Genomic DNA, 22,254 nt, shown 5'->3' on the forward strand with positions numbered 1-22,254 from the left:
GGCGCGCGGCAAAACGGTGGCGGGACAGAGATTGATTTGCAGGGGCTGTCCGTGCCAAATCTAGCCAACAATATCGCAGGTAAGGGGCGCTTTGTGGATCAGCGGACGAAATTAGGAATGCGTAGGCTGAACCGTGGGCCGCTGGTGTCGATGCTCTTGGCGGGGGTGGCGCTGCCCGGTGTTGCGCTGGCTGATCCGACTTACGACATCTTTGAAACCCTCGAGCGTCCTTCGCTCAACTTTTACGGCTCGCCGGGGCTGGTCGATATGCCAACCGCCCATGCACTGCCGGATGGGCAGCTTGCCATCGGGGTCTCAAACTTTGCAGGCATGACGCGCACCACCTTGACCTTTCAGGCCACACCGCGCCTGTCGGCCAGCTTTCGCTACGTTGGAATTCGGGATTGGACCGATGTCGTTCCCGGCAATTTCGATACCTATCGCGACCGAAGCTTTGACCTGCGCTATATGCTGAAAAAGGAAGGCGCTTTCTGGCCTGCGATCACCGTAGGTTTGCAGGATTTCGCAGGCACTGGGATCTACGCGGGCGAATATGTCGTCGCGACCAAGACTTTCGACAACACGCTGCTGCCCGGGCGCGTCAAGGTGACCGGTGGTCTGGGCTGGGGGCGTCTGGGCAGCTACGGCAGCATCGGTGCGCCCTTTGGTGGCAACCGTGGCTCCTTTGTTGGAGGCAGCACGGGGGGGCAAACCTTCGTTTGATCAATGGTTTCGCGGGTCGGCTGCGCCCTTCGCCGGGGTAGAGTGGGCGGTGAATGACCGTTGGACCCTCAAGGCGGAATACAGTTCCGACGCCTATGAGACCGAAGACGGCTCGCGCGAGATCTTTACCCGTAAATCGCAGTTCAACTTCGGCACCGAATACCAATATTCCGACGGGCTGCGGTTGGGGGCCTATTATCTCTATGGGTCCGAGATCGGGGTGAACCTGCAATACCAGTTGAACCCCCGCAAGCCGCTGACGCCGGTCAAGATTACCCCGGTCGCGCCGCTCAAGGTACGCCCCAGCCGCGCGACCTCTCCGGCGGCTTGGGATACGCAATGGGCCGCCAGCACCAACCAGCAGCGCAGCCTGCGCGATCAGGTGAAAGAGGTGTTGGATGCCAGCGGTCTTTCCCTCGTGGCGCTGACGCTTGATTCCGCCAAGGCCGAGTTGCGGTTGCGCAATGACCGGTATCAGGCCCCGGCGGTTGCTGTGGGGCGTGGTGCGCGCGCGCTGGCTTGGGTGCTGCCCGCCTCGGTTGAGACCTTCCGCATCGTCTTGGTCGAAGAGGGTTTGGCGCAATCCGCCGTGACCCTGCGCCGCTCTGACCTTGAGGCTTTGGAGTTTGACCCGCAGGCCGCCGACGCGCTGCTGGCGGTGGCGGGCATCGGTGAGGCCACTCCCCGGCTGCCCGGCGCGATGGAAAATGACGACCTCTACCCGGATTTCGCCTGGTCCATCGGCCCCTATCTGTCGCCCAGCTATTTCGACCCGGAAGAGCCGGTCCGACTGGATGGCGGCGTGGAGGTCACGGCCAGCTATCGCCCCGCGCCGGGCTGGACCGTCGCAGGCGGTCTGAAGCACCGTCTTTTTGGCTCAGTGGGCGATAAGACGACGCCGAGCAATTCAAGGCTTCCGACCGTCCGCACCGAGGGGCCGCGCTATGCCCGCGAAGGCGAGACGATCATCGACAATGCCTATGTGAGCAAGCAATGGAAGCCCGGCAATGACCTCTATGCGCGGGTCACAGCAGGCTATCTTGAACGGATGTTCGGGGGCGTCTCGGCCGAATTGCTGTGGAAGCCTGTCAACAGCAATCTCGCTCTTGGGGTTGAGGCGAATTACGTGAAGCAGCGCGATTATGACGGTGCTCTGGGCTTTCTCGATTACAGCGTGGCGACGGGCCATGTTTCGGCCTATTACGCCTTTGGCGGCGGCTATCATGGTCAATTGGACGTGGGCCGCTATCTGGCCGGTGATGTCGGTGCGACCGTGACCCTGACGCGCGAATTTACCAACGGCTGGAAGGTCGGCGGCTTTTTCACCATCACGGATGTCTCGGCCGAAGAGTTTGGCGAGGGGTCTTTTGACAAGGGCATCAACCTGACGATCCCCATCGGTTGGTTCTTGGGTGAGCCGGACAAACGCAGCTTGTCTACCACGATCCGACCGATCCAGCGGGATGGCGGGGCGCGGCTTCAGGTGCCGGGCCGGCTTTATGAACAGGTGCGCAGTGGCCATCGCAATTCACTGGAAGATCAATGGTCGAGGGTCTGGGAATGAAGCATTTTGCAACCGGCCTTTTGTTGATCGCCAGCCTTACCTTGAGCGCCTGTGCGGGCGGAGGGCGCGAAGAGGAACGCAGCCCGCTGCTCAGCGCGGGCAGCACGTTGTTTAGCATTCTCAAAGACCGCACCGGGCCCGATGCGCCAGCCAAGGGGCGGGTGACAGTGACCCGCACGCTGCTGGATCAGACGCCCGGCGCGGTCATGCAGGTGGTGCCGGAAAACACCGGGCTGCAGGACTTTCTGAAACGTGTCGCTCGGCGGTCTGATGGCACGCCGGGGATGGTTGAGGTCTGGCAATCCACGGATCAGGCTCAGATCGTCCTGCGCGAAGGCGTGCTGGTCGGCACCAAGGGGCTTGGTGGCGATATGCGCTCGGCCCAAGCGCAAACGGTGATTGCGGCGCTGGACGGGCAGGGCGGCGGCGGCGAAAGGCTGATCACGCTGGCGCGGCTGGATGGCACGGCACAGACGGTGCCCTTTGCCTGCGATGTGACCCATCTGGGTCCGGAAACGATCCAGATCGTGGACCGTCGCCTGTCCGTGCGTCATTTTCGTGAGGACTGCGTTTATGGCGCAACGACCTTCAGCAATGACTATTGGGCCGAGGTCGGCACCGGCAAACTCCGCCGTTCGCGGCAATGGGCCGGGCCGCAATTCGGCTATATGGTGATCGACCTTCTGAAAGATTAAAATCCCTGCTTGGCGCTTGTGATCGCAGCCCGCGCGGGCCAATTTGGCGAGATGGATAAAACGCTTCTTTCCCTTGGGCATGGCTATAGCGCACGCGCATTGGCCGCCCGGTTGATCCCGCAGGGCTGGCGCATCATCGGCACCACGCGCAGCCCCGAAAAGCTTAAAGAGATTGCCGCGACGGGGGTGGAGCCGATGCTCTGGCCCGGCGACGATCTGAGCGCGCTTTTGCAAGAGGTGCCGAACCTGCTGGTCTCTGCCGGGCCGGGGCCGCAGGGCGATCCGGTTCTGCTGGAGTTGCAGGATCAGATCACCGCCGCCGCCCCGCATCTGCGGTGGGTGGGCTATCTGTCGACCACTGGCGTCTACGGCGACCACGGCGGCGATTGGGTGGATGAGACCACGCCGCTTGCCCCCTCTACCCGACGCGGCGCGGCGCGGGTGCAGGCCGAGGCGGCATGGGGCGCGATCCCCGATCTGCCGCTACATATCTTTCGGCTGGCGGGCATCTACGGCCCCGGACGCGGGCCATTTGCCAAGGTGCGCAAGGGCACGGCGCGGCGCATCATCAAGCAGGGCCAAGTCTTTTCGCGGATCCATGTGGAGGATATCGCTCAAGCGCTGGAATTGTCGTTGGCAAAACCGCAGCCGGGGGCGATCTACAACCTGTGCGACGACGACCCCGCTCCGCCCCAAGATGTGATCGGCCATGCCGCCGCGCTTTTGGGCCTGCCGTTACCCCCGGCGGTGAACTTCGACGAGGCCGAGATGACCCCCATGGCCCGCAGCTTTTATGCGGAGAGCAAGAAGGTCCGGAACGATCACGCCAAGGCGGCGTTGGGCTGGCAACCGATCTACCCTGATTATCGCTCGGGTCTGGCCGCGCTGCTGGGGGCGGATGACTGAACCCGTGGCACCGCCCGAGGCACCGAATGCGTCAAGACGAACACACGTTGGCCTATCTGCTCGACAGTATGGAGCGCGCGGCAGAGAAGGAGACGGTGTCGATCAACGATGTGCTGCATGAGATCGGCGACCGTTCCATCACACCGCTGATCCTGATTGTCGCCTTGCTGCTGGTCTCGCCCCTGTCGGGAATCCCCGGCGTCTCGACCCTAGCGGCGGTGACGATCATCCTTTTGGCGGTGCAGGCCGTTACCGGGCGGCGCAGGCTTTGGATGCCGCAGTTTTTGCTGCGGCGCGAAGTGGCGGGCCATCGGTTAAGCGGCTGCGTGCGCTTTTTGCGTCGTCCCTGCGCCTTTGTCGACGGGCGCTGCAAGCCGCGTCTTCAGTTCCTCACCACCGGTCCGATGCGTTTCATCACGCTTGTCGTGGTCACGATCATCCCGCTCGGCTGGCCCTTTATGGAGGTCTTGCCGATGATGTCGTCGCTCGGCGCTGGCACCGTGGCGTTACTGGTTTTCGGCCTTTTCACTCGCGACGGGCTGTTCGTGCTTTTGGGCTATCTCTGCGTGGCGATCACGCTGAGCGCGGGCGCCCTGCTGGTGTTGACCGCCGCCAGCAGCTAGGCGCGCTGCGCGTCCAGATCGCCGATACCGAGCACCTCAAGCACTTTGGCGATGATCTGTTCCGCGTTCATCCCGGCCACCGCATACATATCCGCCGGGCTGGCCTGATCAATGAAAGTATCGGGCAGCACCATGGAGCGGAATTTTAGCCCCTTATCAAAAACAGCCTCATCCGCCAGCAGTTGCGCCACATGGCTGCCAAAGCCGCCCACGGCACCCTCTTCGATGGTGATGAGCGCTTCGTGGTCTGCGGCCAGTTTCAGGATCATGTCGCGGTCCAGCGGCTTGGCAAAACGCGCATCGGCGATGGTGGGGGTGATGCCCTTGGCCGCAAGCTGTTCGGCGGCTTTCTCAACTTCTTCGAGCCGCGTGCCAAAGGACAAGAGCGCAACCTTGCTGCCTTCCCGGATCATCCGGCCCTTGCCGATTTCCAGTGGCGTGCCGCGCTCTGGCATCTCGACCCCGCGCCCTTCACCGCGCGGATAGCGGAAGGCGATGGGGCCTTCGTCATGGGCGGCGGCGGTGGCGACCATATGGCGCAACTCGGCCTCGTCTGCGGCGGCCATCACCACGAAACCCGGCAGGTTGGCAAGGAAGGCCACGTCGAATGCGCCCGCGTGGGTCGGCCCATCAGCCCCCACCAGCCCGGCGCGGTCGATGGCGAAACGCACCGGCAGGCGCTGGATCGCGACGTCATGCACGACCTGATCGTAGCCGCGCTGCAAGAATGTTGAATACATGGCGCAGAAGGGCTTCATCCCCGCCGCCGCAAGCCCCGCGCAAAAGGTCACGCCATGCTGTTCGGCGATACCTACGTCGAAACAGCGGCTGGGGTAGCGTTCGGCAAAAAGATCAAGCCCGGTGCCATCGGGCATGGCGGCGGTCACGGCGCAGATCTTGTCGTCCTCGGCGGCCTCGGCCAGCAGGCTGTCGGCGAAAACGCGGGTATAGCTCGGCGCGTTGGAGGGGGCTTTCTTTTGCTCGCCGGTCACCACGTTGAACTTTGCCGTGGCATGGCCCCGATCACGCGCGGCTTCGGCAGGGCCATAGCCCTTGCCCTTTTGCGTCTGGATATGGATCAGGATCGGCCCCGTCGCGCGTTGATGAACGGTGCGCAGCACGGGCAGCAACTGGTCCATGTCGTGCCCGTTGATCGGGCCGAGGTAGGAAAAGCCGAGGTTCTCGAACAGGGTGCCGCCGACGGCCATGCCCTTGAGCATATCCTTGGCGCGTTTGGCGCCTTCGCGGAACGGTTCGGGCAGCAGGCTCACCGCGCCTTTGGCGGCGGCTTTGAAGTCCTGAAACGGCGCTTCGGCATAGAGGCGGCTGAGGTAGCTCGACATTGCGCCGACGGGCGGGGCGATGGACATCTCGTTGTCGTTGAGGATGACGATCAACCGTTTTTTCAGGTCGCCCGCGTTGTTAAGCGCCTCATAGGCCATGCCCGCGCTCATCGCGCCGTCGCCGATCACGGCAATCGCGTCGCCCAATCCTTCGGGGATCACGCCACCCAGATCGCGGCCGACGGCAAAGCCGAGCGCGGCCGAGATCGAGGTCGAGCTATGCGCCGCGCCGAAGGGGTCATAGGGGGATTCGCTGCGTTTCGTGAAGCCCGACAGCCCGTCCTTCATCCGCAGGCTGCGAATACGGTCGCGGCGTTCGGTGAGGATTTTATGCGGGTAGCATTGGTGGCTGACGTCCCAGATGATTTTGTCGCGCGGGGTGTCAAAGACCGCATGCAGCGCCACGGTCAGCTCCACCACGCCAAGCCCTGCGCCCAAGTGTCCGCCGGTTTCCGACACGGCCGAGATCGTCTCGGCCCGCAACTCGCGCGCGACTTGGGTCAGTTCGGCATCGGACAGGCGTTTCAGGTCCGCAGGGCGGGTGACCTGATCAAGCAGGGGGGTGGCGGGTTTGTCACTCATCGGGGCCTCTCTGGTGCCGCATTGGCGCATGTGCCGCCCGGCTAGCTGTCGCGGGCAATAACGAAGGCGGCAGCGGCTCGCAAGCTCTGCGCCTCTGGTCCATATTCAGATAGAGCGTCACAGGCCATGTCCACCAATTCGGCGGCACGGGTTTTGGCCCCGGCCAGACCGAGGTGGGACACAAACGTGGCTTTGCCCGCCGCGTCGTCCTTGCCGACGGCCTTTCCGACCGTTTCAGCGTCGCCTTCGACGTCAAGGATGTCATCGGCGATCTGAAAGGCGAGGCCGAGGTGTTTGGCATAAGCGCCAAGGGCGGTGGCATCGGCCCGGGCCATCCGTGGCCCGGCCATGGCAGACCATTCGATCAATGCGCCGGTCTTACCGGCCTGAAGCGCCGTGATCTCGGCCAGCGAGAGCGGCGCGGAGGCGGTTTCGGCGGCGATGTCCAGCGCTTGGCCGCCGACCATGCCGCCCACACCTGCCGCTTGGGCAAGGCTGGTCATCAGGGTCAGACGCGCCTCTGCAGGGCAGGGCGCTTGCCCGAGCAATTCAAAGGCCAGCGTTTGCAGCGCGTCACCGGCCAGAACGGCGGTCGCCTCATCCCACTTGCGGTGCACCGTGGGCTGGCCCCGGCGCAGATCGTCGTCGTCCATACAGGGCAGATCGTCATGCACCAGCGAATAGGCATGCAGCGCCTCAATGGCCGCAGCGGCTGGGGCAGCCATACCGGGGGCGATGCCATGCAGCCGCGCAGATTCGATCACCAGAAAGCCGCGCAGCCCCTTGCCGCCGCCGCAGGCATAGCGCATCGCCTCGGCCACCGGGCCCTGGCGCTCGGCCAAGGCCGCTTCGATCTGCGCTTGCGCCAGATCACGGGCATGGGCAAGCGCCTCTGCCAAGGGAAGGGGGGTGGGCTGGAAGGTCATGCAGGCGGTCAAAGCCCTTCGACGGGTTTCAGCCCATTGGGGTTGCCATCGCCATCAAGAGTGATCGCGGCGACCTTTTCTTCGGCCTCTTTCAGCTTGGTCTCGCAGCGCGCCTTAAGCTTGGCCCCGCGTTCGTAAAGCGCAATGCTTTCGTCCAGCGCGACATTGCCATTTTCAAGTTGGCCCAGCACTTTTTCAAGCTCGGCCATGGCGGTCTCAAAGTTCATCTCTTCTACGGGTGTGTCAGACATTGCGCGCCTCGTTGTCGGAATTTCGCGCGACAATAGTGCTTCGCGCCGGGCATTGCCAGCGGGCTGGCATTATGAATTTTACCTATGTGTTTCGCTAAAAGGGCCGGGTCAGTCCGGGGCCAGCATATAGCCCGCGCCGCGCACGGTTTGCAGGTATTGCGGCTGTTTCGGATCGCTTTCGATCTTGCGGCGCAGGCGGGTGATCTGAACATCAACCGCGCGTTCCTGCGCTTGGCCCCGGTCGCGGCCCAATTCTTCGACAAGTTTTGACCGGCTGAGCGCGACACCGGGCTGCGCGGCGAAAATCTTCATCAGTTGCACTTCGGTCGCGGTGAGACGTACCAGATCGTCGCCCTGCCACATCTCACCCCGCTCCATGTCATAGCGGATCACGCCGAGCGACAGGACTTTTGGCGCGGCGTCGGCGGCTGAGGTGTCGGGCATACGGCGCAGGATCGCGTTGATGCGCAGCAGCAGTTCTTTGGGTTCAAAAGGTTTGGGCAGGTAATCATCCGCCCCGGCCTCCAACCCTTCGATGCGGTTGTCGGTCTCGCCCTTGGCGGTCAGCAGCAAGATCGGCGTTTGCAGGGTTTCGCGTAGGGATCGGGTCAGCGCCATGCCGTCTTCGCCGGGCATCATCACGTCGAGCACGATCAGATCAAACTCTAGCCCCGCCAGCACCCGGCGCGCATGGGCCGCGTCGCGGGCCGTGCTGACCAGAAAGCCGTTCCGCATCAGGAATTTCTTTAGCAGGCTGCGGATGCGCTCATCGTCGTCGACAACCAACAGGTGCGCGTCAAGCTCGTTCATGGGGCGCTTTCGCGGAGCCGGTCAAAGCTCTGGCGCATTTCGGGGTCCATCATGGCCTCCAATACCGTTCTGAAACCTGCCACGGCTTCGGGCCCGGCGGTGCGAAAGGCCAGCCGCATGCGCGCGCGCTGAGCATCGGAAAGCTCTTGTTCCAGCTTGCGACCATCGTCGGTCAGGAACAGATGCCGCTCGCGCTTGTCATTGCGGCCAACCTTGCTTTGCACCAGACCATCGGCGATCAGCGTGCGCAAGACACGGTTGAGCGATTGTTTCGTGACCCCGAGGATGTTGAGCAGGTTGTTCACCGTTGTGCCGGGGGCGCGGTTGATAAAGTGGATGGCGCGGTGATGTGCGCGGCCATAGGCCATATCGGCCAGAATCCTGTCGGGATCGGCAGTGAAGCCGCGATAGGCAAAGAACATCGCCTCGATCCCTTGCCGCAGTTGTTCGTCGGTCAAAAACAGCAGGCTGTCGCCGCTGCTTGGGGCCATCATCCGCCCGTCAGCCATAGTATCTCTCATTCTCTCTCGGGCCTGTTGGGGATCAGTTTACGTCAGCGTTGTTGACATTCCAATAGTGAAAGGCTATCGAATCCCGTGTTTCGCGCAATTAAATGTCTGCATATGCCGATTTTTGCGCAATTTTTGAAAAGATAGCGCGTCATTTGGGAGGGAAATACCATGGCAGGCGGATATGACAACCGAGATGGGCACATCTGGATGGATGGCAAAATGGTGGACTGGCGCGAGGCCAATGTCCACATCCTGACCCATGCGATGCACTATGCGTCTTCGGTGTTCGAGGGCGAGCGCGCCTATAACGGCAAGATTTTCAAAAGCCGCGAGCATTCCGAGCGCCTGAAGCGGTCGGCCGAAATGATCGATTTTGAGATCCCCTACACCATTGATGAGATCGAAGCCGCCAAGGCCGAAGTCCTCGCCGCCTCTGGCCTGCAAGACGCCTATGTGCGCGCGGTCGCATGGCGCGGTGTGGGCGAAGACATGGGTGTCGCCTCGGCCCGCAACCCGGTGCGCTTGGCCATCGCGGCATGGGAATGGGGTGCCTATTACGGTGACGCCAAGATGAAGGGCGCCAAGCTCGACATCTCCAAATGGAAGCGCCCCTCACCAGAGACGATCCCGAGCCACGCCAAGGCGGCAGGTCTCTATATGATCTGCACCATGTCCAAACACGCCGCCGAAGCGAAGGGCTGTTCGGACGCGATGATGTACGACTACCGCGGCTATGTGGCCGAGGCGACGGGCGCGAATATCTTCTTCGTCAAGGATGGCGAAGTGCACACGCCGACGCCCGATTGCTTCCTTAATGGCATCACCCGGCAGACCGTCATCGGCATGCTGAAGGACAAGGGGATTACAGTCCACGAGCGCCACATCATGCCCGAGGAACTCGAAGGTTTCGAGCAGTGCTGGCTGACCGGCACCGCCGCCGAAGTGACCCCGGTGGGCCAGATCGGCGACTGGAAATTCGAGGTGGGCGCGATCACGCGCGAAATCGCCTTGGACTATGAAAAGCTGGTGCGCAGCTAAACGCTGCCGCCGAACTTTGCCAAAGTTACCCCGCCGTCCTGCAAACCCTTGCGGACGGCGGTTGCGATTTGAACGGCCTCTGCAGTGTCGCCATGCAGGCAGATCGTGTCGATCCGCGTGGGGATGTGTTTCCCGCTTTCGGTGATGATCGCGCCGGCTTTGACCATCTCGACCATTCTGGCGGCGGCGTGATCGGCGTCATGGATCACCGCGCCCGGTTTGCTGCGATCGACCAGCGTGGCGTCGTCGTTATAGGCGCGGTCGGCGAAGATTTCTCCGGCCCATTTGCAGCCCAGTGATTTCACCGCCTGTTCCTGCGCCGTGGCGGCCAGCACCATGACGATGAGGTCAGGGGCCACGCTGAGCGCCGCTTCATAAAGATCACGGGCAAGTCCCTCATCTTCGGACGCCATATTCGCCAGCGCCCCGTGCAGTTTCAGATGCCTCACCTCGGCTCCGACGCTTCGGGCCATGCCGGTGCTGGCGGCGACCTGATAGCGGATCTGGTTCTGCAAGGTCCCGCGCGGCACCGAGAGGCGGTTGCGCCCGAAGCCAACCAAATCCATGAATCCCGGATGCGCGCCGATGCCGACGCCGTTTTCATCCGCCATGCGCATGGTCGCCGCCATCACATCCGCATCGCCCGCATGGCCGCCGCAAGCGATGTTGGCCGAAGTTACGACCTGCAACAGCGCCGCGTCGTCGCCCAGTTTCCATGGCCCAAAGCTTTCGCCCATGTCGGCGTTGAGATCGACGGTGGTCATGTCTTGTCCTCTTCGAAAGGGTCGGCGGTGGCCGAAACCACGCCGGAGATCAATTGGTATGCCAGCAGGTCGCGGATACGTGCGGGATCGCGCAGCAGCGGCTGACGTTGTTTGGGCAGGGCGGCGAGGTCGGCGCGGTGGCGTGTCTCGGCGGCCAGCGCTTCGTCGAGGTCGATGAACTCGAACCGCAGCGCAGCGCCGGGCTGCGCCTGCGCCACGATGGGCAGGTCACAGGGGATCACCGTGCCGATGCGGGGGTAGCCGCCGGTGGTCTGACATTCACACATCAGCACAAAGGGCGCGCCATCGCCGGTAATCTGGATATCGCCGGGGGTGATGACCTCTGAGACGATGGTCAACTGCCCGCCGGTGGCGAAACCTTCGCCCTCGTGATCCATCCGTGCGCCCATGCGGTTGGCGCGAGCGTCACGTCGAAAGGTGGTATCGGTAAAGCGCGCACGGGTTGCCTCGTCAAAGGCGTCGGTCTGCATGGAGACGACGATGCGCACACGCTCCGCGCCAAAGCGGCTGTCACGGGGCAGGGTCAGGTTCGTCTCTCCGCCCTTGCCCGCCCCCAGCGGCAGGGTCTCCCCGCTTTGCAGCAGGGTGCCGATGCCAGCGGCCAGATGGCTGGAGCGCGACTCCATCACCGGCTCAACATCAAAGCCGCCGCCCACATGCAGGTAACCATAGGCCCCATCCCGCGCACCGCCGATGGTCAGTTTGGCCCCCGCAGGCAGCAGGTGGCTGGCGTTCCATGCAATCGGCTCGCCGTCGATGCTCACTTGCATCTGCGCCCCGGTCAGCGCGATGCGGATGTCTACATCGGCTTGGAAACTGCCACCGCTGCCCGCCATCTCAAGCGCGGCACAGTTTGGGTCTTGCCCCAACAGGGCGGCCCCTTCGTGCAGGGCGGTCGGGTCCGCCGCGCCGCCATGGGTCAGGCCAAGGGCACGGTAGCCGGGGCGGCCAAGGTCTTGGACCGTCATCGCCGGGCCAGCTTGGAGGATGGTCAGCGTGCCGCTCATGTCTGCGCCTCCCGCTCGGCCCCGCCGGTGGGGTCATCGGCGATACGGTCGAACTCTTGCCGGGTGATGGATGGGAAAATCAGCTCATCGCCCGGCGACAGGGGGAAGGGCATGTCGCTGCCGGGGCGGAAGGTGCGAAAGGCGGTCTGGCCGATGTGCCGCCAGCCGGTGGGGGAGGCATTGGTGAAGATGATCAACTGCCGGATCGCCACGACCAGCGCGCCGGAGGGCACGGATTTTGTCAGCCCCTGCTGGCGCGGGATGTCCCAATGCGAGGGCAGTTCACCCATATAGGGCTGGCCGGGGGCAAAGCCGATGGTGAGGACGCGCACGCGAGCCTGCGACAGCTCGGCTATGGCCGCGTCGGGGTCGAGGCCCGCGGCCTCGGCGGCTTCCTCCAACTGCGGGGCGAGGTCGGTGCCATAGACGGTCGGCACATGCCACAGGCTGCGCCCGGCGGGCAGGGCTTCGGCGAACCAATCGCGGGTTTCAAGCAAGTTGCGCAGGCGGTCGGTCATCTGTGTGATGGCGTCTTGGCTGACCTCAAACTGCACGAAGGTTGATACCAGCGAGGTGCTGGTCTCGCGCACCTCGGGCCAGTCCTGTTCCTCGACCGCCGCGCGAAAGGCGAGGGCGGCGCGGTTGGCCGGTTCGGACATCTTCTCGGCGAAGGTGATCAACAGGCCAGAGAGACCGACGCTGCGGATGCGGGGCCAGTCAGTCATTGGAGAGCATCCTTTCGTAAAGGCGCGGCAGCAGCACCGGGGTCAGATACATCGGCAGTTGCCAGCAGCCGATAAAGATCATCAAGGGCGCCAGAACCTCGGGCGGGAGTGCGACGAGGAACAGCGCGATATTGCGGTTGCCCGCGCCGATCGCCAGCGGGCCGGCCACGGCATGCAGGGGGCCACGGCGCGTCAGAAGCAATGTGCCCGCCTGCAACAGATAGCTTAGGGCGAAGGCCAGCACCGTCCAGCCCGCCACCGCCCAAGGATCGCTCCGCAGCGCGGGGTTGAGTGCTGCCATGAGCCCGATGACGATGACCGAGAAGGCCAGCACCGACGCCCCGTCGAGCGCCTCGATCTGACGCGCTGAGGGGCGCGGCAAGAGGACATGGCGCAGGGCAAAGCCCAAGCCCGTCGCCCCAAGGATCACCGCCAACAGACGCAGCGCGGCTTGGGCCACGTCCGAGGCTGGTCCGAGTTGCGGCAGCAAGGCCAAGACCGGCAGTACCGTCAGCGGAAAAGCCGCGGTGCCCAGCACCATCAGTTGCATCATCCGCCCGGCGTCGAGCCGCAGCAACAGGGCAAGGTTGACGCTGCCCGTCAGCGCCGGGGCCGCGGCGGCCAGCGTCACCGCGAGTGCGGCGGGGGTCTGCCCCAGCCCGGCCAGCACGAAGCCCCCAAGCAGCGCCAGCGGCAGTGCCGTCTGCAATGCCAGTACCGAGGCCAATCCCCAAAGCAGATCCCGTACAGCCCCAAGGGCCGCGCGATGCCCGATCCTGAGCGCGGTGATCGTCAGCAGCGCGGCGACCATCTGCGGCAACCACTCGGCCAGCGCCGCCGCAAGGTTGGGTAGTCCCAGCCCCGCCAGCAGCCCCACGATCAGGCAGGCCCGCGCATGGCGCGAGGCCAGTCTGAGGATATGCAGCATGATGGATCACCCGCTGGCCGGGCCGCTGCGCAGGTTTTCAGGCAACCACGTCGCCACTTCGGGGAACCAGATCAGCACGAAAACCATGAAAACCATGATCGCAAACATCGGCAGCGCGGCCTTGGTGATATAGCCCATTTCGTGATCGGTCATGCCTTGCAGCACGAAAAGGTTAAAGCCAATCGGCGGGGTGATCTGCGCCATCTCAACCACGACCACAACGAAGATGCCGAACCAGATCAGGTCGATGCCTGCGCCGCGCACCATCGGCTCCACCACGGCCATGGTCAGCACGACCGAGGAAATTCCGTCGAGGAACATACCCAGCACGATATAGAAGACCAAAAGCGCCATCAGCAGCTCAAACCGTGACAGCTCCATCGCCGCGATTCCGTCGGCCAAGGCACGGGGCAGGCCGGTGAACCCCATCGACAGTTTCAGGAACGCCGCGCCCGCAAGGATCAGCGCGATCATGGCGGAGGTGCGCATCGCGCCCATCAGGCTTTCGCGGAAGCTGTGCCAGTTCAGCGAGCCTTGGAACAGCGCCAGCGTCAGGGAGCCGATCACGCCGATCGCGGCGGCTTCGGTCGCCGTGGCAAAGCCGAGGTACATGGAGCCGATCACGACCGAGATCAGCGCAAAGACCGGCAGCAGGAAGCGCGAGTTGCGCAGCTTGTCGGCAAAGCTCATGTCGGTCTCGATATCGGGGTTCCAGTCTTTCGACAGCTTACTGGTGATCGCGACATAGCCCATGAACATCAGCGCCAGCAGCAGGCCGGGCATGACGCCGGCAAAGAAGAGCTTGGTGATGCTTTCGTTCACCGTCACCCCGTAGACGATCAGCGCCAGCGAGGGCGGGATCATCAGGCCCAGTGTCGCGGCCCCGGCCAGCGTGCCGATGATCATCTTCTCAGGATAGTTGCGCGCCCGAAGTTCGGGGATCGACATTTTGCCCACGGTCGTCAGCGTCGCGGCGGAAGAGCCGGAGACGGCGGCAAACACGGTACAGCCCACGATATTGGTATGCACCAACCCGCCCGGCAGTTTCGCGAGCCACGGCGACAGCCCGCGGAACATGTCTTGCGACAATCGCGTGCGGTAAAGGATTTCGCCCATCCAGACAAAGAGCGGCAGCGCGGTCAGGGTCCAGCTAGAGGAGCTGGCCCAGATGGTGGTGATCATCGCGTCGCCGACGGGGCGGGTGGTGAAAAGCTCCATCCCGACCCAAGCCACGCCCATCAGGGCGAGCCCGACCCAAACACCGGTGCCGAGGAGGAAAAAGAGGACGATCAGGAACAGGGCAATGGCATAGATCTCGGTCATGGCGTCATTCCCCGAAGCTTTGATCGACTAGGTCACGGGTGACGCGGTGGTCGCCCTTGAAGATGAGATGCAAAAGGTTGTCCGTCAGCGCGATGGCGAGGATGCCGCCGCCGATGACCATGACAGATTGCGGTATCCACAGCGCGGTGGCATCTTGGTCTTGGCTAACCTCGTTGAACTTCCACGACCAGTAGACGAACCAATAGGCGTAATAGGTGAAGTACCACGCGACCGCCGCCGCCACGGCGAAACACCAGATATCAAGCAGCCGCTTCCCGCCCGTGCTCAGCGCATTGAGCAGGATCGACACGCGGATATGCGAGCCGCGGTTCAGCGCATTGGCAAAGGCGAGGAAGCTTGCCCCGGCCATGGCATAGCCCGCATAGCTGGCCGCGCCCGGAAAGACATTGCCGGTCCAGCGGGCGACCATCTGGGCCACGATCAAGGTGAGGATGGCCACCAGACAGAGCGCCGCCAGCGCCCCCGCCCCGATGTAAAGTCCGTCCAATAGTCTGCGCAGCGCCTTCATCTGGCTCTCCCTCAGTCAAGTCATGCCCCGGCATGAGAACGGCGGCCCGAATAACGGACCGCCGCAGGTTTCGTGATTATTGCATCGCCTTATAGTCGTCGACGATCGCCTGACCGTCTTCGCCCGCGGCTTCGAGCCATTCTTGCGTCATGGTCTCACCCACTTCGCGCAGGCCGGACATCAGCTCTTCGCTGGCAGGCTCCACGTTCATGCCGCCTTCGCGCAGCCCGTCATAGGTGAACTGGGTGTAGTCCTTGGAGGCTTGCAGGCCACGTTCTTCGGCCTCGGTGGCGCAGGTGGTGATCGCCTCTTTGTTGGCGTCCGTGACTTCGGCCCAGACATCGGCGTTCACCATCACGTAGTTGCGCGGCAGCCAAGCGTCGACCTCGTAGAAATGCGTCAGGCTTTCCCAGACCTTCTGGTCATAGCCGGTGGCCCCCGACGAGATCATCGATTCCGCAACGCCCGTGGCGAAGGCTTGGCTGACTTCGGCGGCTTCGATGGTGACGGGCGACATGCCGGTCAGTTCGGCCAAACGCGCGGTGGTGTTGTTGTAGGAGCGAAACTTGACGCCCTTCATATCCTCGACCGAGCCGACTTCTTTCTTGAAGTAGAGCCCTTGAGGTGGCCATGGCACGTTATAAAGCAGGACGAGGTTCTGCTCTTCCAGCACGGCTTCGACTTTGGGCTTGGCGGCTTCCCAGAGCTTCGCGCTCGCCTCGAAAGAAGGCGCGAGGAAGGGGATGGAGTCAAAGCCGAAGACCGCGTTCTCGTTCTGGTGGCCAGAGAGCAGACGCTCCCCGATCTGAACCTGACCGGTCTGGATCGCGCGTTTGATGTCGGCCCCAGCGAAAAGTGCGCCGCCCGGATGCACAGTGATCTCGATCTCGCCGCCGGTGGCTTCGGTCACGCATTCGGCGAATTGCATGCCGTTCTCGGAATGGAAGTTCGAGGCCGAATAGGCCATCGGCATGTCCCATTTCTCGGCCGCGAAGGCAGGCATGGCGGTGCCGAGTGTCAGGGCGGTCATCGCCGCGCCGGCCATCAGTCTTGCTGTCAGTGTCATTTGGTTTCTCCCTTGTTTATTTGCGTGCGCGCTTGGCGTTATCTGTCAAAGCGCTGGGGGTGATACGGGGTCAGATCCGTGTTTGGCGGCTGCCCCGTGATCAATCCGGCGATCAGTCGGCCCGTTTTCGGCCCGCCCGTCAACCCGATGTGGTGATGCCCGAAGGCGGTATAGACCCGGCTCGTCCCGATCTGCCCGATCAGGGGCAGCGAGTCGCTGGGGGCGGGTCGGTGCCCCAGCCATTCGATCTCTTCCTCGGCGGTGAGGTTGGGAAAGGCGGCCTTGGCCTGACGGCGCAGCAGCGCCAGTGGCGCTTTGGATGCGCCCGCCTTCAGCCCGCCGAATTCGACGATCCCGGCGCAGCGCAGCCCCTCGGCCATCGGCGTGGCCACGAATTTGCCCGCTGCCATCATGGTGGGGCGCGACGGGCCGCCCTCAGCATCCTTGAAGACGATGTGGTAGCCGCGTTCGGACTCCAGCGGCACATTGATCCCAAGCTTGCGCATCAGCGGTTTCGACCAGACGCCGGTGGCCAGCAGCACGTCGTCGCAGGGCAGCGGGCCTTGGTCGGTTAGGACCGAAGTGACCTCTTCATCGAGGATCGTGATGTCCTCAACCTCGGCCCGTTTAATAGTGCCGCCCATCCCCTCAAACGCCTTGGCCAGCGCCCGGACATAGCCGCCGGGGTCGGCGATGAAACCGTGGTCGGCCAACCGGGCGACGCAGGTGATTTGCGGGCCATAGGCCGGGTCGAATTCCTGAACCGCGCCGCCTTCGATGATCTCTGGCACGAAGCCCGCATCGCGGCGCAACGCCCATGTGTAGGCTTCGGCCTCAACGGCCGCGCGGCTGGTATAGGCAAAGCAATAGTCGCTGTCGTGGACCCAATCGGCCAGACCCAGATCGGCACAGAGGGCTTTGTGTTGCGCCACGCTGTCACCGACGATGGGCGCCAACCCGGCAGAGATGCGGCGGGTGTCGGCATCATTGGCGTGGGCCATGTAGCGGCGCAGCCACGGCAGCAGGCGGGGCAGATAGGTCCATCGCAGGAACAGCGGGAACTCGGGGTCGCGCAGCATGCCGGGCGATTTCCGCATCAGGCCCGGCCCGGTCACCGGCGCGACGCCCGCCGCCGCCAGCACCCCACCATTGCCATGCGAGGTGCCGCGCCCCGGCTCAGACCGGTCCAGCAGCGTCACCTCGGCCCCGGCGCGGCGCAGCCAGATCGCGGCAGAGACGCCGACAATCCCGGCACCGATAACGACGACATGCTGGCTCATGGGTGGCGGCTTTCGATTTCGCGTTGGGTCATGGCTTGTTTCCTTTGGAGCATCTTTACACAAAAAATCACCACGTCAACAAAATGCTGATAAAATGTCATCGTTCGAGTTTCACTTGTCTCCCGCTGCCCGCAAAGGCACCCTGCGCCCAAACGGAGGGCATATGGCGAACGAGACAGGCGCGCGGCTGGGGATACTGATGCTCGACACGCGCTTCCCCCGCATTCTGGGCGATGTCGGCAATGCGGGGAGTTGGTCGTTTCCGGTGCGCTATGCAGTTGTGCCGGGGGCCACGCCCGAAGCCATCGTTTGCGATGATATCGAACCCTTTGTGCAGGCATTCATCGCGGTGGGGCGGGACTTGGTCGCCGAAGGCTGCTCCGGCATCGCCACCACCTGCGGGTTCTTGGCCCTGATCCGGCCCCGTCTGGCCGAGGCGTTGGACGTGCCCGTTGCGGCCTCGGCGTTAGAGCAGGCCGGGCAGATCGCGGCTTGCCTGCCGCCCGGGCGCAGGGTGGGGATTTTAACGATCTCTGCCGCCACGCTTTCGCCCGCCCATCTGCGCGCGGCGGGCGTGCCCGAAGGCAGCCCAGTGATGGGGTTGGAAGGCAGCAGTTTCGCCCGGACGATCCTTGGCAATTTGCCCGACCTTGAAGTGCCGCAGGCGCGGGCCGAGATGGTGCAGGCGGCGCAGCAGTTGGTGGAGGCCCAGGCAGATGTCGGCGCGATCCTGTTGGAGTGCACTAATATGGTGCCATACGCCCCCGACATCGCGGCGGCGACCGGGCGGCCCGTGCATTCGATCCACAGTTATCTCAACTGGTTTCACGCAGGGTTGCTGCCGCCCCGTTTCGCCTAAAGCGGCGCGCGCAGCCAGCCGTCGGCAAAGCGAACTTTGTTCACCCCGGCGAGGGGCAGGAGCCGGTGCACTTCCGCCTCAAACGCCGCCTGCCGCCCCTTGCCCCAGCGGATGCAACGCTCGGGCCACAGCGCAGTGATGCGCAGCTCATCCGCGTCTCGATGCGCTTTCATATCAACGCGGCCCACCAGCCGGTCGCCCTGTAGCAAGGGGAAAACATAGTAGCCGTATCTACGCTGCGCCTCGGGCACGAAGACCTCGATCCGGTAGTCAAACCCGAAAAGCCGTGCCGCGCGTTTGCGGTCGCGCAGGGCCGGGTCGAAGGGGCTGAGCACGCGCAGACGTTTGGGCGGGTCGCGGGTGAGGGCGGGGTCTTCGGCCCAACCGGGGCGGACAAAGGCAGGGCGCAGGCTGCCATCGGCGGCCTCGATATCGATCTCCTCCAACCGCCCGGCGGCCTGTTCGGCCGCGCACCATCCGCGCGCCTCGGCGGGAGAGATATGGGCCCAAAAGGCGGCCAATTCCCCCGCCGTGGCAAAGCCCAAACGCGCCAGCGCCTGATCGCAGCACCAGTCGATTGTCTGCCCCGTGCCGGGAGCATTGGCCGGATCGTGCAGCACGGCAGGCACCGCCCGTTCGGTCAGATCATAGCGCTTGCGAAACCCCTCGCGTCCGGTCACCGCCAGCGCGCCGCTGCGCCACAGATACTCCAGCGCGGTTTTCGACGGATGCCACTGCCACCAGCCTCCGCTGCTGCGCGGCTCGTCCCGGCCCACATCCGATGAGGTTACGCTGCCCTCCGCCCGGACCTGCGCCAGCACGCTTTGCATCTGCGCTTCGAAATCATGGCGCTGCCAGTCCTTCCAACGGCCCAGCAGCTTTGCCGCATCGCGGGTGCGGCGCAGGTGCCACTGGGGGTAGAATTCCATCGGGATGACGGCGGCGTCATGAGTCCAATGCTCAAACAGCGCGCGGTCTTTTTCATAGAGCCGTTTCAGGGCGGCGGGGCGATACCGAGGACGCCGTGCAAAGAGGATCAGATCATGCGCCCGCGCCACGGTATTGATGCTGTCGAGCTGCACAAACCCCAAGTCATGGATCAACTTGAGCAGTGCCGCGCCCTTGGCCGGGCCCTGCGGCGGGTCGGACAGCAGGTGACGCGCCAAAAACAACCGCCGCGCGGCGGCATTGGCGAGCCTTGGGCGGCTCACCCCTGACGGGGGCGGCGCAGGGTGTCGCCCAGCGACAGCGTCGGGGTCAGGGTGATCTGGGTCTGCATTTCCGGGTCCGGCTCGGGCTGGGTCTGGTTGAGGATGATCCGCGCCGCTGCCTGACCGATCTCGTTCCGGCAGGCATCCATCGTCGCCAATTGACGCGGCAAACCTTGCAACAGTTCGACGTTGTTGAACCCCGCCAACCCGATCTGACCGGGGATATCGATGCCTTGATCGATCAGATGCAACAGCCCGCCTGCGCCAATCATGTCATTGGAGTAATACAGGAAATCGAGGTCGGGTGAGCGTTCCAACATTTCTTGCGTCATCTCACGACCCTTGGCCAGCGCGGAGCCGCCGGAGTAAAAGGCGCGGTCTTCGATCTCCACCCCTGCCTTAGCGAGCCCTTCGGTGAAACCTTCGAACCGTTTGCGGGCGCGGTGATCCAGCGGCATTTTCGTGCCCATGAAACCGATCCGCTCATAGCCTTCGCGCAGGATCGCCTGCGCCATCTCGCGCCCCGCGCGACGGTGTGAGATACCCACCATCGCATCGACGGGTTTGCCGTCGGTGTCCATGATCTCGACCACCGGAATGCCTGCATTGCGCAGCATGGCGCGGGTGGCGTCGGAATGTTCCAGCCCCGCGATGATCACCCCCGAAGGCCGCCACGAGAGCATCTCATAGAGCACCCGCTCTTCCTTCTCGGGGAGGTAGTCCGTCACCCCCACGACCGGCTGCAGCGGGGTGTCTTCGAGCACCTGATTGATGCCGTTCAGGACTTCGGGAAACACCATATTGCCCAGTGACGGGATCACCACCGCCACAAGGTTCACGCGCTGGCTGGCCAGCGATCCGGCGATCTGGTTGGGCACATAGCCAAGCGCCTTGGCGGCGGCGAGAACACGGTTGCGGGTGGCCTCTGACACGTCGCCGCGTTTGCGCAGGACACGGCTGACCGTCATCTCGGAAACGCCACAAGCATCGGACACATCGCGTAGGGTCAACGGGCGTTTGGGGGGTGTGGTCAATTTGGTTTTCCTGTTTGCCTCACCCATAGGTAGCGCGAAGCGGGACGCGCGATCAAGCACTGCCGCAGTCTGGCCGTGCAGTCAGGTCGTGCAGTCGGGCCGGGGCGCCGCACCAATCGGTGGCCATTCTGCCGATGACATCGCCCCCTGCTTGCGCTAAACCGCCCCTGTCGGCCCCGTGGCTCAACTGGATAGAGCAGCCCCCTCCTAAGGGGCAGGTTGCAGGTTCGAATCCTGCCGGGGTCACCATGCGCCTTGCGCGATGCCAACATCTGCCCCATTCACCCCGTTGTTGCTTGAAATCCCCAACCGGTCTGTCAGATTGCGCGGGATATAATCAGGAATGGCAGAGGCTTTGATGAAAACAGGAACTTTTGTGATCGGGGCGGCCTTGCTGGCTGTTGCCGGATGTACGGTGCCCGCGACCGCGCCACAGGGCGGGTCGGCACGGGTGGGCAATCTGCCAGAGTCGGTGGTGCGCCTTGCCGCGCCGAACCAAGACCTATCCACGGCGCGTTTGCTGCCCGAAGATGGCTGCTATTGGTATCAGCACAGCGGTCCGGTTGAGACGACGATGGTGCCGCTGCGGGCGGTGGGCGGCAATCCGATCTGCACCAAACGTCAAGCCTAATGAGAACGGGGACCGCCTGTTCGCGGTCCCCGTCCTGCGTCGCGGCTTAGCTGCGCGCGACGACGCTTTCTTCTGCCGAATAGAGATAGGCCGTCGAGCCGGTCCGCACATTCGGGTAGAGTTGGTTAATATGCGCCATAATCATCCGCACACAGCCAGAGCTGGCCCGCCCACCAATGCTGCGCGGCTCGGGTGTGCCGTGGATACGCAGATAGGTGTCACGGTTGCCTTCGAATAGATAAAGCGCCCGTGAACCGAGGGGGTTCTCAGGGCCGGGGGGCACGCCGTCTTCGAGGCCCGCGTAAAGCTCGGGATCGCGCTTGATCATGTTCTGGGTGGGCGTCCAATGCGGCCATTCCACCTTGCGCTTGATCGTATAGGTGCCCGGCTCATAAAGGTTGCCGCGCGCAATCGCCACGCCGTAGCGCATCGCGGTGCCGCCTTCTTCGATATGGTAGACATAGCGTGCAACGGCATCGACGTGAACGTCACCGACGCGCAGATTGTCGTTCGCCACAACCCGCTGAGGCAGGAAACGCGGGTGGACGCCCCAAGGGTTGCTGGTCGCCGGATCAAACCCTGTCGGGGTGATCCGCGCGTCCCATGCGGCTTTCTCCGCTTCGCTGGGGCGGGTGCGTGCCATCAAAGGAGTGGCAATCGCGCCGGAAAAAAGCGCTGTGGTGGTCTGGATGAAATGACGTCTTGTCAGCATGTGGTCGCTCCGTGGTTGACCTCTCTGCGCAGGGCAGGGTCGTATGCGTGTATGAAAGACTAACGGCCTTTCCCCGCCGGAGGTTCAAGGAAGAAGGCCGTTGCTAAAGAGAATGTGATCTAAAACACACGGTTTTCACGAAAACAGGGGCGCGCAGGGGGCCGCGCGCCCCGAAGGCACTGGGGGTGAGG

24 protein-coding genes and 1 tRNA gene are annotated in these 22,254 nt (G+C 63.7%); 9 read left to right on the forward strand and 16 right to left on the reverse strand.

Going from position 1 to position 22,254, the window contains the following annotated elements; all coding sequences use genetic code 11:
- Window positions 1–117: 117 nt before the first annotated feature.
- From K3762_RS01365 to K3762_RS01385, 5 genes are read left to right on the forward strand one after another with little or no spacing between them, the layout of a single operon-like run.
- Window positions 118–723, forward strand: coding sequence for a YjbH domain-containing protein (locus K3762_RS01365; protein WP_260011079.1), 606 nt, complete (start codon window positions 118–120; stop codon window positions 721–723).
- Window positions 677–2,287 (forward strand): YjbH domain-containing protein, encoded by a 1,611-nt coding sequence (locus K3762_RS01370; RefSeq protein ID WP_260011082.1) that lies wholly within the window; start codon window positions 677–679, stop codon window positions 2,285–2,287. Before K3762_RS01365 ends, K3762_RS01370 begins: the two co-directional genes overlap by 47 nt.
- A complete protein-coding gene (locus K3762_RS01375) occupies window positions 2,284–2,982 on the forward strand; it encodes a YjbF family lipoprotein (protein WP_260011085.1) in 699 nt (232 codons plus the stop codon). Before K3762_RS01370 ends, K3762_RS01375 begins: the two co-directional genes overlap by 4 nt.
- Window positions 2,983–3,033: 51 nt before the next feature.
- Entirely contained in the window at window positions 3,034–3,888 is an 855-nt protein-coding gene (locus tag K3762_RS01380; RefSeq protein ID WP_120352116.1) for an SDR family oxidoreductase, read from the forward strand.
- A 26-nt stretch (window positions 3,889–3,914) separates the two neighbouring features.
- Window positions 3,915–4,511 (forward strand): exopolysaccharide biosynthesis protein, encoded by a 597-nt coding sequence (locus K3762_RS01385; protein WP_120349917.1) that lies wholly within the window; start codon window positions 3,915–3,917, stop codon window positions 4,509–4,511.
- Here K3762_RS01385 and dxs read toward each other — a convergent pair.
- The 5 genes from dxs to K3762_RS01410 all read right to left on the reverse strand — a co-directional run bounded on the left by dxs (window position 4,508) and on the right by K3762_RS01410 (window position 8,932).
- Window positions 4,508–6,436 carry a 1-deoxy-D-xylulose-5-phosphate synthase gene (dxs, locus tag K3762_RS01390; protein ID WP_132444047.1) on the reverse strand — a complete coding sequence of 643 codons (1,929 nt, stop codon included), beginning with the start codon at window positions 6,434–6,436 and terminating at the stop codon, window positions 4,508–4,510. The two genes, K3762_RS01385 and dxs, sit on opposite strands and share 4 nt — an antisense overlap.
- A 41-nt stretch (window positions 6,437–6,477) precedes the next feature.
- The gene (locus tag K3762_RS01395) at window positions 6,478–7,362 is read right to left on the reverse strand and encodes a polyprenyl synthetase family protein (protein WP_132444048.1); all 885 of its coding nucleotides are present in this window, start codon (window positions 7,360–7,362) and stop codon (window positions 6,478–6,480) included.
- An 8-nt stretch (window positions 7,363–7,370) separates the two neighbouring features.
- Entirely contained in the window at window positions 7,371–7,613 is a 243-nt protein-coding gene (locus tag K3762_RS01400; RefSeq protein ID WP_067264990.1) for an exodeoxyribonuclease VII small subunit, read from the reverse strand.
- A gap of 108 nt (window positions 7,614–7,721) precedes the next feature.
- Entirely contained in the window at window positions 7,722–8,423 is a 702-nt protein-coding gene (locus tag K3762_RS01405) for a response regulator (RefSeq protein WP_067628577.1), read from the reverse strand.
- Window positions 8,420–8,932 (reverse strand): MarR family winged helix-turn-helix transcriptional regulator, encoded by a 513-nt coding sequence (locus K3762_RS01410; protein WP_120349920.1) that lies wholly within the window; start codon window positions 8,930–8,932, stop codon window positions 8,420–8,422. Before K3762_RS01410 ends, K3762_RS01405 begins: the two co-directional genes overlap by 4 nt.
- A gap of 171 nt (window positions 8,933–9,103) precedes the next feature.
- Between K3762_RS01410 and K3762_RS01415 the strand changes: the two genes are divergently transcribed.
- On the forward strand, window positions 9,104–9,973 hold the full coding sequence (locus K3762_RS01415) for a branched-chain amino acid aminotransferase (RefSeq protein ID WP_132444049.1): 870 nt from the start codon (window positions 9,104–9,106) through the stop codon (window positions 9,971–9,973).
- Here K3762_RS01415 and K3762_RS01420 read toward each other — a convergent pair.
- The 8 genes from K3762_RS01420 to K3762_RS01455 form a co-directional block, all read right to left on the reverse strand.
- Window positions 9,970–10,737 carry a LamB/YcsF family protein gene (locus K3762_RS01420; protein ID WP_132444050.1) on the reverse strand — a complete coding sequence of 256 codons (768 nt, stop codon included), beginning with the start codon at window positions 10,735–10,737 and terminating at the stop codon, window positions 9,970–9,972. The two genes, K3762_RS01415 and K3762_RS01420, sit on opposite strands and share 4 nt — an antisense overlap.
- Complete coding sequence (locus K3762_RS01425; protein ID WP_260011104.1) at window positions 10,734–11,765, reverse strand: biotin-dependent carboxyltransferase family protein; 1,032 nt, start codon at window positions 11,763–11,765, stop codon at window positions 10,734–10,736. Before K3762_RS01425 ends, K3762_RS01420 begins: the two co-directional genes overlap by 4 nt.
- Window positions 11,762–12,490, reverse strand: coding sequence for an allophanate hydrolase subunit 1 (locus K3762_RS01430; RefSeq protein WP_132444052.1), 729 nt, complete (start codon window positions 12,488–12,490; stop codon window positions 11,762–11,764). The genes K3762_RS01425 and K3762_RS01430 overlap by 4 nt, the downstream gene beginning before the upstream one ends.
- Window positions 12,483–13,418 carry a hypothetical protein gene (locus K3762_RS01435; RefSeq protein ID WP_260011106.1) on the reverse strand — a complete coding sequence of 312 codons (936 nt, stop codon included), beginning with the start codon at window positions 13,416–13,418 and terminating at the stop codon, window positions 12,483–12,485. The genes K3762_RS01430 and K3762_RS01435 overlap by 8 nt, the downstream gene beginning before the upstream one ends.
- 6 nt (window positions 13,419–13,424) lie before the next feature.
- Complete coding sequence (locus K3762_RS01440) at window positions 13,425–14,741, reverse strand: TRAP transporter large permease (protein WP_120349925.1); 1,317 nt, start codon at window positions 14,739–14,741, stop codon at window positions 13,425–13,427.
- Between the two features lie 4 nt (window positions 14,742–14,745).
- Window positions 14,746–15,270, reverse strand: coding sequence for a TRAP transporter small permease (locus tag K3762_RS01445; protein WP_067631297.1), 525 nt, complete (start codon window positions 15,268–15,270; stop codon window positions 14,746–14,748).
- Between the two features lie 76 nt (window positions 15,271–15,346).
- The gene (locus K3762_RS01450) at window positions 15,347–16,336 is read right to left on the reverse strand and encodes a TRAP transporter substrate-binding protein (protein ID WP_120349926.1); all 990 of its coding nucleotides are present in this window, start codon (window positions 16,334–16,336) and stop codon (window positions 15,347–15,349) included.
- A gap of 38 nt (window positions 16,337–16,374) precedes the next feature.
- Window positions 16,375–17,616 (reverse strand): FAD-binding oxidoreductase, encoded by a 1,242-nt coding sequence (locus K3762_RS01455; RefSeq protein ID WP_260011107.1) that lies wholly within the window; start codon window positions 17,614–17,616, stop codon window positions 16,375–16,377.
- A gap of 163 nt (window positions 17,617–17,779) precedes the next feature.
- Between K3762_RS01455 and K3762_RS01460 the strand changes: the two genes are divergently transcribed.
- Complete coding sequence (locus tag K3762_RS01460; RefSeq protein WP_120349928.1) at window positions 17,780–18,475, forward strand: aspartate/glutamate racemase family protein; 696 nt, start codon at window positions 17,780–17,782, stop codon at window positions 18,473–18,475.
- On the opposite strand, the gene K3762_RS01465 is transcribed toward K3762_RS01460, so the two are convergent.
- Window positions 18,472–19,686, reverse strand: a complete 1,215-nt coding sequence (locus tag K3762_RS01465) for a winged helix-turn-helix domain-containing protein (protein ID WP_260011108.1) — start codon at window positions 19,684–19,686, stop codon at window positions 18,472–18,474. The genes K3762_RS01460 and K3762_RS01465 overlap by 4 nt on opposite strands.
- Window positions 19,683–20,720 (reverse strand): LacI family DNA-binding transcriptional regulator, encoded by a 1,038-nt coding sequence (locus K3762_RS01470; protein ID WP_311198986.1) that lies wholly within the window; start codon window positions 20,718–20,720, stop codon window positions 19,683–19,685. Before K3762_RS01470 ends, K3762_RS01465 begins: the two co-directional genes overlap by 4 nt.
- 172 nt (window positions 20,721–20,892) lie before the next feature.
- Here K3762_RS01470 and K3762_RS01475 point away from each other — a divergent pair.
- Both K3762_RS01475 and K3762_RS01480 read left to right on the forward strand, forming a co-directional pair.
- Window positions 20,893–20,969 (forward strand) — tRNA-Arg (locus K3762_RS01475).
- A gap of 109 nt (window positions 20,970–21,078) precedes the next feature.
- On the forward strand, window positions 21,079–21,351 hold the full coding sequence (locus K3762_RS01480; RefSeq protein WP_120352118.1) for a hypothetical protein: 273 nt from the start codon (window positions 21,079–21,081) through the stop codon (window positions 21,349–21,351).
- A gap of 46 nt (window positions 21,352–21,397) precedes the next feature.
- Here K3762_RS01480 and K3762_RS01485 read toward each other — a convergent pair whose 3' ends face one another.
- Window positions 21,398–22,063, reverse strand: coding sequence for a L,D-transpeptidase (locus K3762_RS01485; protein WP_067624211.1), 666 nt, complete (start codon window positions 22,061–22,063; stop codon window positions 21,398–21,400).
- Between the last annotated feature and the right edge of the window lie 191 nt (window positions 22,064–22,254).

The sequence above is a fragment of the Sulfitobacter sp. W074 genome, from assembly GCF_025142275.1.
Classification (GTDB): Bacteria; Pseudomonadota; Alphaproteobacteria; order Rhodobacterales; family Rhodobacteraceae; genus Sulfitobacter; species Sulfitobacter profundi.

Bases quoted from the DNA above. Each gene is read 5' to 3' on its own strand.
- K3762_RS01365 (WP_260011079.1), top strand. From the start codon at position 118: ATGCGTAGGCTGAACCGTGGGCCGCTGGTGTCGATGCTCTTGGCGGGG.
- K3762_RS01375 (WP_260011085.1), top strand. From the start codon at position 2,284: ATGAAGCATTTTGCAACCGGCCTTTTGTTGATCGCCAGCCTTACCTTG.
- K3762_RS01380 (WP_120352116.1), top strand. From the start codon at position 3,034: ATGGATAAAACGCTTCTTTCCCTTGGGCATGGCTATAGCGCACGCGCA.
- K3762_RS01385 (WP_120349917.1), top strand. From the start codon at position 3,915: ATGCGTCAAGACGAACACACGTTGGCCTATCTGCTCGACAGTATGGAG.
- dxs (WP_132444047.1), bottom strand. From the start codon at position 6,436: ATGAGTGACAAACCCGCCACCCCCCTGCTTGATCAGGTCACCCGCCCT.
- K3762_RS01395 (WP_132444048.1), bottom strand. From the start codon at position 7,362: ATGACCTTCCAGCCCACCCCCCTTCCCTTGGCAGAGGCGCTTGCCCAT.
- K3762_RS01400 (WP_067264990.1), bottom strand. From the start codon at position 7,613: ATGTCTGACACACCCGTAGAAGAGATGAACTTTGAGACCGCCATGGCC.
- K3762_RS01405 (WP_067628577.1), bottom strand. From the start codon at position 8,423: ATGAACGAGCTTGACGCGCACCTGTTGGTTGTCGACGACGATGAGCGC.
- K3762_RS01410 (WP_120349920.1), bottom strand. From the start codon at position 8,932: ATGGCTGACGGGCGGATGATGGCCCCAAGCAGCGGCGACAGCCTGCTG.
- K3762_RS01415 (WP_132444049.1), top strand. From the start codon at position 9,104: ATGGCAGGCGGATATGACAACCGAGATGGGCACATCTGGATGGATGGC.
- K3762_RS01420 (WP_132444050.1), bottom strand. From the start codon at position 10,737: ATGACCACCGTCGATCTCAACGCCGACATGGGCGAAAGCTTTGGGCCA.
- K3762_RS01425 (WP_260011104.1), bottom strand. From the start codon at position 11,765: ATGAGCGGCACGCTGACCATCCTCCAAGCTGGCCCGGCGATGACGGTC.
- K3762_RS01430 (WP_132444052.1), bottom strand. From the start codon at position 12,490: ATGACTGACTGGCCCCGCATCCGCAGCGTCGGTCTCTCTGGCCTGTTG.
- K3762_RS01435 (WP_260011106.1), bottom strand. From the start codon at position 13,418: ATGCTGCATATCCTCAGACTGGCCTCGCGCCATGCGCGGGCCTGCCTG.
- K3762_RS01440 (WP_120349925.1), bottom strand. From the start codon at position 14,741: ATGACCGAGATCTATGCCATTGCCCTGTTCCTGATCGTCCTCTTTTTC.
- K3762_RS01445 (WP_067631297.1), bottom strand. From the start codon at position 15,270: ATGAAGGCGCTGCGCAGACTATTGGACGGACTTTACATCGGGGCGGGG.
- K3762_RS01450 (WP_120349926.1), bottom strand. From the start codon at position 16,336: ATGACACTGACAGCAAGACTGATGGCCGGCGCGGCGATGACCGCCCTG.
- K3762_RS01455 (WP_260011107.1), bottom strand. From the start codon at position 17,616: ATGAGCCAGCATGTCGTCGTTATCGGTGCCGGGATTGTCGGCGTCTCT.
- K3762_RS01460 (WP_120349928.1), top strand. From the start codon at position 17,780: ATGGCGAACGAGACAGGCGCGCGGCTGGGGATACTGATGCTCGACACG.
- K3762_RS01480 (WP_120352118.1), top strand. From the start codon at position 21,079: ATGAAAACAGGAACTTTTGTGATCGGGGCGGCCTTGCTGGCTGTTGCC.
- K3762_RS01485 (WP_067624211.1), bottom strand. From the start codon at position 22,063: ATGCTGACAAGACGTCATTTCATCCAGACCACCACAGCGCTTTTTTCC.